11 protein-coding genes are annotated in these 11,710 nt (G+C 27.0%); 1 reads left to right on the forward strand and 10 read right to left on the reverse strand.

The genetic code is table 11. From position 1 onward, the window contains the following. Position 1 precedes the first annotated feature (1 nt). From ACY1IQ_RS16525 to ACY1IQ_RS16545, 5 genes are all read right to left on the reverse strand, one after another. Positions 2-202 (reverse strand): hypothetical protein, encoded by a 201-nt coding sequence (locus ACY1IQ_RS16525; RefSeq protein WP_461615001.1) that lies wholly within the window; start codon positions 200-202, stop codon positions 2-4. A gap of 149 nt (positions 203-351) precedes the next feature. After that, positions 352-612 (reverse strand): HD domain-containing protein, encoded by a 261-nt coding sequence (locus ACY1IQ_RS16530; protein WP_461615002.1) that lies wholly within the window; start codon positions 610-612, stop codon positions 352-354. 80 nt (positions 613-692) lie between these two features. Then, the gene (locus ACY1IQ_RS16535; RefSeq protein WP_461615003.1) at positions 693-1,274 is read right to left on the reverse strand and encodes a flavodoxin family protein; all 582 of its coding nucleotides are present in this window, start codon (positions 1,272-1,274) and stop codon (positions 693-695) included. Between the two features lie 65 nt (positions 1,275-1,339). Beyond that, positions 1,340-2,155, reverse strand: coding sequence for a TIM barrel protein (locus ACY1IQ_RS16540; RefSeq protein ID WP_461615004.1), 816 nt, complete (start codon positions 2,153-2,155; stop codon positions 1,340-1,342). Positions 2,156-2,404: 249 nt separating this feature from the next. Continuing rightward, positions 2,405-2,698, reverse strand: a complete 294-nt coding sequence (locus ACY1IQ_RS16545) for a hypothetical protein (RefSeq protein ID WP_461615005.1) — start codon at positions 2,696-2,698, stop codon at positions 2,405-2,407. A gap of 528 nt (positions 2,699-3,226) precedes the next feature. Between ACY1IQ_RS16545 and ACY1IQ_RS16550 the strand changes: the two genes are divergently transcribed. Next, positions 3,227-4,171, forward strand: a complete 945-nt coding sequence (locus tag ACY1IQ_RS16550) for an AEC family transporter (RefSeq protein WP_461615006.1) — start codon at positions 3,227-3,229, stop codon at positions 4,169-4,171. Between the two features lie 74 nt (positions 4,172-4,245). Here the strand turns inward: ACY1IQ_RS16550 and ACY1IQ_RS16555 are convergent, their stop codons facing one another. From ACY1IQ_RS16555 to ACY1IQ_RS16575, 5 genes are all read right to left on the reverse strand, one after another. Beyond that, on the reverse strand, positions 4,246-5,118 hold the full coding sequence (locus ACY1IQ_RS16555) for an FUSC family protein (protein WP_461615007.1): 873 nt from the start codon (positions 5,116-5,118) through the stop codon (positions 4,246-4,248). Between the two features lie 579 nt (positions 5,119-5,697). Beyond that, positions 5,698-7,083, reverse strand: a complete 1,386-nt coding sequence (locus ACY1IQ_RS16560; protein ID WP_461615008.1) for an MATE family efflux transporter — start codon at positions 7,081-7,083, stop codon at positions 5,698-5,700. Between the two features lie 244 nt (positions 7,084-7,327). Then, positions 7,328-9,412 carry a helix-turn-helix domain-containing protein gene (locus tag ACY1IQ_RS16565; protein ID WP_461615009.1) on the reverse strand — a complete coding sequence of 695 codons (2,085 nt, stop codon included), beginning with the start codon at positions 9,410-9,412 and terminating at the stop codon, positions 7,328-7,330. Positions 9,413-9,423: 11 nt separating this feature from the next. Next, positions 9,424-10,290, reverse strand: coding sequence for an MBL fold metallo-hydrolase (locus tag ACY1IQ_RS16570; protein ID WP_461615010.1), 867 nt, complete (start codon positions 10,288-10,290; stop codon positions 9,424-9,426). Positions 10,291-10,780: 490 nt separating this feature from the next. Further along, entirely contained in the window at positions 10,781-11,614 is an 834-nt protein-coding gene (locus ACY1IQ_RS16575; protein ID WP_461615011.1) for a hypothetical protein, read from the reverse strand. Positions 11,615-11,710: the final 96 nt, after the last annotated feature.

Genomic DNA, 11,710 nt, shown 5'->3' on the forward strand with positions numbered 1-11,710 from the left:
ATTATCTAAATGTATTTTCCGCTACATTAGGTAATATGCTATAGATTGATTTACCAATTTTACCTTCAAAATAACGTTGATTTTCAAAGGTTGATTTCCATCTTGGTATTGTATATTCGTTGATTCCACCTCGTAATGCTATATCTACAAGTCTTTTTTCAATTAAACAGAATCCCTCTGGTAATGACAAATAATCACACAACTTAATTAATTTATCATAGTCTGTTTCCTCTGTTTTTGATAAATATTCTTTTACAAAATTATATTCTTCTTTTGTACCATCCCATCTTCCTACAATAACAACTTCATTGTTATATCTAAATGCTGTATGACTTAAACAAGTTCTTGCTACTAAACTTCAATTGCATAGTTATATCCATCCAGCCCATGTCTCATAGCATATACACCTTCTCTTCTTCCTATGTCATGCAACATTCCTAAAATATATGCTACTTCTGGATCTAGATTGTCTGTTTGCTCTGCAATTAATTTTGCACCTTTAGCCACATTCATTGAATGTTTAACCCAAGGACCAGAATTTAATTCTTCTGCTTCCTTTAAAAATTTCATTGCTTCTTCTAATGTTGGTACACTTTGATTATTATATTCCATATTATTATCCCCTTTGTACTTTAAATTACTTCTTATAATCTTACAATGTATAATTGCCCCAAGAAAATTATATCACTATATTATTTACATTCATTATAAATTTTTAATGCAAAATCTTTAGCCTCCTCAATAACCTCTTCAGTTTGAAAATCAATAATTCCATTAATATCTCTAACTGCTAACATGCCTAAATAATCAAGATGTGAGTGTATTGAAAGTCGTTTTAATACTTCCTCAAACAAATCTGCACCACTTTCTATCTCATAACCGCAGGTAGCTATAATTGCGCACTTTTTGTTTTCCCATAATCCATAATGCTTTTTAGTATTTCCATAAAATTTATTCATACAGAAAAGTCTGTCCATAACCACCTTCATTGGTGCTGTACAGGACCAAGAGTAAATTGGAGTAGCAAAAACTATGCAGTTTGCTTGCAAAATTAATTTATAAATTTGTTCCATTTCATCTTTTATAGAACAACCTGGCTTATTATCAATATCTTGACAAACAAAGCAGCTCTTACAAGGCTCAATATGTTTATCACAAAGCCATATATATTGAACTTCTACATCTTTAGATTTTAGTTGCTCTACAAATGGTCGTGTTAGCATTTCAGTATTGCCATTCTTTCTCATACTGCCCATTAAAACAAATATATTCATTGTAATTTCACCCCTAAAAACAACCGTCATTATGATTTATATCTTATCCAAGCTTCTAATATATCCTACCTTATAATCTCTCTCACCCACTTTAATCCTTCTTCCACAACCTTTTTGCTTGGATTAGTTTCTGGCGTATGCTCAAAAATAAAGGTTATATCCTTACATTGTGCCAAAAATCTTATTATATGTTCAACTTTATGACTGTATCCATTATGCTCTTGATCTGGATGAACTGGTATCCAAATATAATCCTCTCCTTCATAATGAATATTGTGTAAATGAACTTCTATTATAAAATCCTTCCACTTTTCTAAATAATCTAAAATTTCATCTCCTGTAGCAATAAGATAATCACCAATATCTATACATATCTGTATATTATATTTTTCCCATACTTCTATTGGAAAACTTTGAAGGTATTTTATGCCTGCTCCAGAACGATTTAGTCCAAGCTTTGGCTCACATATTAGCTTAATACCATACTTTTCTTGTATATAACTTAATTTCTTTAATCCCTCTTCAATTAACTGATTAGTATTAAGTGATATCTCATCCTTAAAATATGGAAAGTGAACTAAAAGATATTCTGCACCTAAATCTGCCATTCTTTTCGCTTCAACTTCTATCATGTCCCATGCATCACTAGGCTCATATTTAACTTTTTCAAGTAAATCATATTTACTCCTATCACGTAATAATGGTGAATGAATCCCAAATGAAAGTCCTTTTACTTTATTTATTTCTAAAAATTTATTTACTCCCTCTTCATTAGGGAATTCTCCAATTTCAATATGATCAATACCCTCTATGAATAATTCCGAATATAATTCTGGATTTGAATAAATTGTACTTCCTGACATCCCTAATCTATTTCTCATATACTTCTCCCTATATGTTTTTATTTTTCAACTTAGTTTTTATCTATATATTTTTCACATTTACTATATTCCGTTGAAAATACTTTTCTCCTTCTTCTTATAGCAACAAAAATAACATTAATACGTTAGTTACTTAAGCTTAATATAAAACTATATTTCTATTAAAAAATACCGTAAAATTCATTACTGAATAATACGGTATTCTAATAAAATATTTGAATCTTTAATCTTATATCCAACCTTTACTACTTAACCAATATGTAAATCATTATTAGCTTTTATATTATCTACATACTTTTTTGCATGTAATAAATCAAAACCTAACGTTTCTCTCACTAATTTTACTGCTTTTACATCTTTATTTGCACTTAATAAATTTCTAATTTCGCTATCTAATTCATTATTTTCTCCTCTTTTTAGTAATAAAATTTCATTTTCTAATTGTTCAATCCTTCTTTTTAAAACACTCTTAGAATTAGATGTCTTTTCTAATACCAAAAGAATCATTAATATTCCGCTTAAAGCAATCAAATAAATATTCAATTTTAATCCCTCCAATAAATTAATATCTATTTTTAAGATAACATTATAATATCATAATATCACTTTCAATGTACTTTTATAGAGGCGAATAGTTAGCCAATAGAAAATTGAAAATGAAGAATATACAATTATAGTTAAAATTAATTTATTAATCAACTGACATCCAATATCTTATAATGGAATGCAGTTAAGTTTTCTGGAGAACATTGTTCTCCCCTACACAAAATACATTTATTTTTTCTATTAAGTAGCCACAAGCTTTTTTGGTATGCTGTCTGTAACACATTCCAATTATAACACCATCTTCAATAATTCAGTATAATATTATTAAGAATAGAATTTATTCCCTGAACATATTCTTACAATGAAATTATTTCATAATTCTGTCTTTTCCATTATAATTAAAAGATGACTACAATACATACTTAAGCTTAGAAAAGAAAATGATTAAATAAATTGTATATGATATTTTATTTTATACACTGACTAGCTATTTTTTAACATGCATTATAGAAAGAAGGGTTTTTAATGGTTATTTTTGATGCACTTCAAAGCGTTTTTACCATTTTTATAATGATGGGATTAGGATTTTACCTTACTAAAAAGCAATGGTTTAATAATGAAGTGTCGAACTTATTCTCTAAATTAGTAATAAAAATATCTCTACCAGCTTTTATGATTTCTAATGTGGTAACTAACTTTACGAAGGAAACACTTTCTCAATCACTTATAGGTTTATTAGTACCTTTAGTAACAATGCTTATAAACTATCTATTAAGCCTTATATTTATTAAGCTTTTAAAAATTGATAAAAACAAACGTGGTACTTTTAGTGTTATGTTTTCTCTTTCTAACACTATATTTTTAGGAGTACCTATATGCACATCATTGTTTGGTGAAAATGTAATAACTTATGTACTTTTATACTATATAATAAATACTTTAACATTTTGGACCATAGGAGTTTATGGAATTAAAAAAGATGGTGGTTTTCTGACAAATTCTTTTATAAACAAAGATAATTTTAAAAATATATTTTCTCCACCACTCATTGCTTTCATATTTTCTATGTTTTGTATACTCTTAAATATAAAGCTTCCTAAGGCTATATTAGATAGTTGTAAATATATGGGCAATCTAACTACACCACTTTCTACTTTATTTATGGGAATTACCCTTAGTGAGCTTAAATTAAAGGATTTAAAGTTAGATTTAAGTACCATTGTAATATTAATTGGAAGGTTTATTATATCACCTTTAATAATGATTTCTCTTCTTCAATTTGTGGACTTGCCTTTACTTATGAAGAAAGTATTTATAATTGAAGCTTCCCTTCCTGTGATGACTCAAGTAGCTATTGTTTCAAAAAATTATAATGGAGATTACAGGTATGCTACAGCTATCTCTGCACTTTCTACTGCCTTTAGTTTAATATTTATACCTATATATATGATATTATTTACCTATATGTAACTTTAAACCAGCAGAATACCTGCTGGTTTTTATATCAAACTATTATAATTTTTACTATATTTAATTTACACATCCTATTCAAATTCCATTTTTAACGAAGCTAAATTGTTCCTATTTTTTATAATGTTATCTATATGATGCTTATAGACAACTTCATTTAAGTTAACACTAATATTTTCTGATATATAACTTTTCTTATCTTCAGCTGCTATTTCATCAGTAGAATTATCCACAGATAAATTCATTAATATTTTACTATTATAAAGTATGTTTTTACTATGTTCTAAAACACTTTCAATATGTTTTACATTGTTCTTTTCTTTTTTTAAAAGTTCATGTTCTGATAAATAAAGTTCTAAATAGTTTTCTAAAGTCTTTATTTTATTTTCAATAGAAATTAATTCTAGTTCACCATCATATAAATTTTCACTTACAATATTAATAGCCTCATCTATAAGTTCTATACACTGTTTCTTTATTAATTTTATATGCTTAGGAGGACATATAAAATAGTTTACTAAGGAAGCTATTACTATCCCAATAAAAGTATCCAGTGTTCTGTAGAATGCATATATATACGGGTTATCTCCATTTAAATTTAACATTATGGCACAAAACATTAAACATCCTACATAAGAAGAATTCTGCCATTTTAGTACGTTTAGTAAAAATATTACTGTTACTATGCCTATAAAAATCATAACTAAGTTTCCTGGTGCAATTAAAGCTGCAATAAGTCCAATTACTGCACCTACTATTGTTCCTAATAGTCTATCTCGCCCTACTTCATAAGCTCTGACAAAAGATCCCTGCATTGCGAGAACAGCAGCAATAGCTGTAAAAAACGGATATTCTAAGTGTAAAAGCTCTGAAACCGCTACGCTAAAAGTTACTGCTAGCGCTGTTTTAATATTTCTCATTCCTATATATTTTAAAACACTGTTCATATTTTTTATATAACTCCTTTGCTCTAATTATAAGTTATTCTTTATTTAGTTCTATACTTTATAAATTAATCCCTTTAGATAAATTTCTTATTAGAAATATAATTGCTATTTTTTCACTTCTGGGGATTTATCAATGCACAATGCACAGTTCATAATTCACAATTGAGGTAGAAATTATTTTTTAGCAAAATAATTTCTTTAAACAGATTTCTTTGACTAGCAATTTTATATTGCTAGTTTTTTCAAAAAAATTACTGCGTAACTTTAAAAAATAATCAATTTTAAATTTCTCAGCTTTTGCTAAGAAATATCTATAATTGTGAACTTTGCATTGTGAATTAAATTAAGTTCTCAATTGTATAATATTTGTCTGTACATAAAAAAAGTGCAACTATAGTCAGTAGTATATTTTAAGTTAATATTTAGTAGGTGCTAAATTACTAAATATTAAACAAACATTGCAAAGGAAGAATTAAAATACATACTCTAACTATAGATTGCACATTTTAGGCATCTGAAATAAAATAACCAGAATATTAACTAGCTTTTTAAGACACCTTAATTTGTAATATTAAATTATTAATAGAAATTTAGAGATTCTATCTCTTTAGATTTTATATGAGCTTCTCTTTCTTCATTTACTAAAGCTATTGCTTTTCTAATATAATAACATCCAGTTACCGCTGAAATTATATCAGTTATTGGATAAGTAATCCAAGCTCCTGTTACTCCTAATGAATTTACTAGAAGTATTACTATAGGTATAAATAATATTAACTGTCTATATATTGAAAGTATAAAACTTGTTCTTGCTTCTTCAATTGATTGATAAAAGTATATTGATACATAGTAAAGTCCTATTGTAGGGAATACTGATATACATATCCTAAATGCCTTAACAGCCTGTGGTAATAAGTCTTTTTCTTTTAAGAAACTTCCTATTATAGGTTCTGCAAATATCAACATTCCTATCCAAAGTATTACAGAAGTTACTATAACTCCAATAATAGCTTTTTTAACTATTTCTTTTAATCTCTTATAATTCTTAGCTCCATAATTAAATGCTGCAATTGGCTGCATAGCAGAACTTATTCCTATTACTGTTATATATAAGAACATTGAAATTCTTGTTACAACTCCTACAATTATAACTGCTGCATCTCCGCCTTCTGATGCCAGTATGTTATTTAATAATCCAGCAACCACTGCATCCGATATCTCAATCATAAAGGTTGAAAATCCTATTGCCATTATAGATTTACTTATAGTATTGTCTAAACTAAAACTTAGCTTTAATCTTAAAGCACTTTTAACTCTTGAAAATTTATAAACTACAAATATAAATGATATTATTTGTGATGTTACTGTTGCTATTGCAGCTCCCATAACACCCATTGGGAATATTACAACTAATACATAGTCTATAATTACGTTACATATAGCTCCTATTGACGTTGCAATCATTGTTATCTTATTATTTCCTAGAGCTGTCATTATATAGCAAGGTACAAATGTAAATGCTTGAAATATTCCACCGAATAATATGATACTTATATATTGATTTGCATATGGAAATATAGTATTACTCGCACCTAACTTTGTTATAATAGATGATTTAAATGTAAAAATTATAAGCGGTATTACCGTAAGAGATATTAAAGTTAATATAAAGGCATTACTTATAGTTTTCTTTAAATCATCATAATTCTCTTCTCCTAAATATCTAGCTACTGCAGTAGAAGCTCCAACTGCAATTAATAATGCTATTGATGAAAGTAGTCTTTGAATTGGGAATGCTATTGTTAACGCCCCTATAGCATTAGCCCCTACATATCTGCCTACATAAAAAGTATCTACCATATTATAAAGTTCTGCAACGAACATCGATATTACCGTAGGCAATGCAAACTTAAGTAATAACCGACCTACCTTTCCGTCAGAAAAAATTCTATTGTCCAATCCCATGTTATCCACCTCGTATTAATAGTATTAAATGTTAATTTTATTTCTTTATTTTTCATTTCTTAAATTATCACTCTCTTTCATCAATGCTTTTTGTACTAATACCCTTCTAAAAAACGTCTCTACTTCCTATACTACTATTATAATGGTACAAAAAAATATATGCACTCACCTATTTGCTCTATAAAAAGTACATTTTTAAGGACTTTGCGTTAAACTTTATTCCTCAAAAAAGTATAAAAGCACCCTAAAAAGGGTGCTTTTGTACTTTTTTAAGTAAAATTAGTGTTGCACCATAGCCATCTATATTAGGAGCTAAGTGAAATACTGTACTTCTTCTAGCATATTTAAATTTTATACTTGGAAAGGCTGCCTTACTTAAAAGTTCAATTTCATCTTCTTCAATAAATTGTGGTTTTCCTAAATTCAACCAATAGTTAAAGGCTGACCCCTTCTTTTCACTAATTTCATACATGGTAACTCTATAATCATGATAAAGATTTGTTATATTTAAGAAATATTTCTTCTCTTTAACATTTTTACTGCCTCTTTTTTTCCTAAGTTCTTCAAGTTCAATAAGATTCTCTAAATCTTCACTATGAGTGTATAAAAGGATTTGTAAATCATCTCCCTTAGAAGTTACAATATATCCTTCACCTTTACATACTAAAGTATCACCTAATTGACTTAAAAGATAGTAAGCAAAATAAGATGGTTTTTTAATTCCAAAGCTATTTATAATTCCACTATCACCTATAAAAAGCTGATTGTCTATCTTTATATCCTTTTGTATTACGTCTACTGCTTTTATAAAATCTTTGGATTCTGTTTCTAAAGTTGCCTTGTTTATTATATATGGAAGCATATAAGAGGTATCATATATGGGATTTACGTTTTTGTTTTCTACATAAGATTCGTCTATAAGTTGGAGGCTATATTGTTCTGTAAATAATTCTATAATTTGTTTCTTTAGCTCACCTTCTATAGAGTTATGAAGCTGAAACTTCCACTTTTTAAATTCATAAGCTCCATACTCTTCTGTAAAAAATCTTATAAAATATTTCAATATATATATTAAATTATCATCTTCAAAGTTTTTATTTTCAATTACAATAAAAGGTCTTAACTGCATACTCAAAAGAAAGTCTACTATTTGTTTTATATACATAAAATTTATAAACTCGCTGTTTTCAAATATTCCTAAATGCTTTGAAAATAGTTTTGTAATTTTCCCATATTCAAATCCTATATTATGTTGAATATCTTTTATATATTTTCTATGATTTTCTCTTAAAAGGTCATAACCATACCCTAGATAAATCACTTCTTTATAATCATGATTGAAATTTCCCTTTGATTCAGCTGCATCTATTTGAAGTCTTATTATTTTTTCCTCATAGTTGAATCTCTCGTAATCATCTAGATATTCAGATACATAATCTATGGCTTCTCTTATATCTAAATAATCTATTTTTTTTATTTTTTCAAGATCCTTTTCATCTACTTTATATTTCTTTCTATACTGTTTAGGAGTGAGTTTATAATGTTTTTTAAAATGCTTATTATAATATCTACTATGAGAAAATCCTACTTCTTCAGATATATCAGAAATTGTCATATCTGTATCTAATAAAAGTTTTATAGATTCCTCGACCCTAGTCAAGTTAACGAACTCTTTAAAACTCAATCCCATAGTATTTTTAATTTCATGTGAAAGATAATGTGTGCTTAAAAATTCCTTCTTTGCAATATCTTGAAGACTTATCTTATTATTATAATTATGATAAATATATTTAACTATTCTGTGATATCTTTCAAGCTGTTCTTCATTGTCCTTAAGCTCTTCTTTTTCATACATTAAATAATGGAAATTATTTATAAGATGATATAAAAGTTCAATTAATGTCTCTTCTATCATTTCATCATAATCATCCTGCTTTTGTACTACTTCACAAAGTACTATAGATAAATAATTTCGTATTACTTCGTATTTTTCTTCATTTTGAACTCCCTCATCAGATGAATTAACATAGAAGAACATATTTTTTATATCTTCATAAAATTGTTCAAAAAATTTTAAGTCTATATGAAACATTAATACTTTGTTTTCTTCATCATCACTATAAATCCTATGAGCTTCTTCTGTGTTTATAATTTCAATTTCTCTTTCTTCAACCTCATAGGTTTCTGACTCAATAGTTACATTAATAGTTCCTTTCAATACAAAAAGTATCTCAAGGTGTTTATGCCAATGTATAGGGTATTCTTTAATACTTACTAATTCAACTTCTACTGGCAAATTTTCTCTAAAATTTGTATACTCTAACCTCATTTAGCATCTCCTCACAAATTGATTTCCATGCCATCATAGGCAAATTTTATATTCTGTTCTCTATATTTTTCTTCTAATCTAATATAATCACTATAAGATTTTCCCCAATCCTCCTCAATATGAGTTATTATTACTTCTTTTATATTGTACTTATTCTTAATTTCTATAACTTCCTCCATGGTAAAAAGAGTTTGTTTTAATATATTATCTTCTGGTATAAAATATCCATCCTTTAATGGCTCATCCGGTATAACATTTCCTAAAATCATACATTCAGCGTTATAAAAGGTTTCCTCATCTTTTGGAAAAGGTTTTATGTCACAAGGAGCATATATAAGTTTTCTTTCTCCTTCTTTAAAAACAAATATTGTAGATGTATCAAGAGTTTTTACTGGGATAAAACTTATTTTTATATTGTCTATAGTTATAGATTCATCTTCATTTAAACTCTTAATTTCAATCAATCCTGTGCTTTCATAATATCCTAGATAAGAGCCATATTTATTTCTTATTTGTTTTAAATCTTCAATAACATCACAAAGTCCATAAAGGAATATTTTATTATCAGTAGATTTGTTATCAACTAAAACCTTAAGCCATCTTAACTTTAAATGCTCGATAACTCTCATACCTAATGTATGATCTGGATCCCAATGACTATATAATATATTTTTAACTTCACTTATATTTTCTCTATTAATTTGATAAACACTATCCTCCGGAGTATCTATAATAGTTTTTATATCTTCAATAAATATTGAGCACCCGCTTCTTGAAAAAGGTACCCCTTTGTTTCTAGCTTCATTACAAACTTCACATCGACAAGTAGGCAGTGGAAGTGCAACACATCCTCCTGATCCTAAGACTTTAATTTTCATAAATTCCCTCCTAAACAACTATTATTAATGGAGAATTGACGATGGACAATTGACAATTATGGTTGAAATTAGTTTTAATCAAACTAATTTCTTAAACTAATTTTTTTACTAGCAATACAATCACTAGTTTCCACCTCTGGGGAACAGCAGTGAAGCCCTTTAGGGCTCCCCTGAGGTGCAGTATAACCCTAAACGACACCAGTAAATTTAACTAATACTATGAAAAGACTACATCTGCTAGCTTCTTTATAAGAAGTTACTGCATCACTTCAAAAGAATCAATTATGAATTACCCTAAGTTTTAATTGTAATATATTTATATAATACTACTTCAGCAATAATTAATCAAAATACATTGAAATATGTAAAAAACCAAGTTGAACACGATTGCTGTTCAACCTGGCTTTTATGGGGATTAAAGATTAATTTATGTTATTTTATCTTGCTAGCTTAATAGTGTTTTTTTAACATACTTTAAATTAATTATGCTTTAAAGTATATTTATCTCTCTTTCTTCAGATTTTATCTCCTTAGTTTTAAATATATATATGCCTATTAATATAAAGATCAGATTTAAAATTATCCAGTAAACTAAAGAAAACATTATGGTAGGTTTTTCATCCACTGTTGCAAAGTTATGCCATGTAATTGCTGTATTATAATGCACAGCATAACTGTTATATTTAACTAGACCTTTTATTTCAACTGCTTGACTTAAAACACTTGGACTATAGGCTAATATAGTAGTTATAAAACCTTGATTAAATAATGTACTAACCACAAAAATTATCATTCCTATGAGGTTAAAGTATAAAAATAAAAATAATATATTTAATAATATTGCTGTACTAGGTAAAATCTTTTCCATCATAGTTAATAAATTATTGTCATTATAAACATTAAAATAATTCTTAAAAAACTCACTCCACTCATTGTTAAATGGCAATTTTATAACTGAAAAAATAGTACAAATCATTACTATAGCTCCTATAAATATGAGGCTTGATACAAAGATAATTATTATAAAGTTTTTATAATAACTTAATCTACTGCTATATTTTAAAATTAAACATTTTTTTAATCGTTCACTTTTTCTTAAGTTAAAAATATAAAATATATACCCAGCCGTAAAAACAAAGGTTATACTAAAATAATCGCTTAATACATATATAAAAAAGTCATACCCTGTTCTAAAGACTCCTATTTCTTCACTATTGAAAGCATACATTTGATACCCTATAAATAGTATAAATATAAGTGCTATTAAATAATTCTTTTTATTTTCCATGTTTAATTTCAAAATAAATTTTAACCGCTTAATCATTCTTGAAAGTCTCCTTCTCTTTTAATCACCATATAACTTCAAATTATATATATAATAAAAGTAAATTATTAAACGTTACTGTATATAATTGTTATT

The organism is Clostridium sp. Marseille-QA1073 (assembly GCF_054863625.1).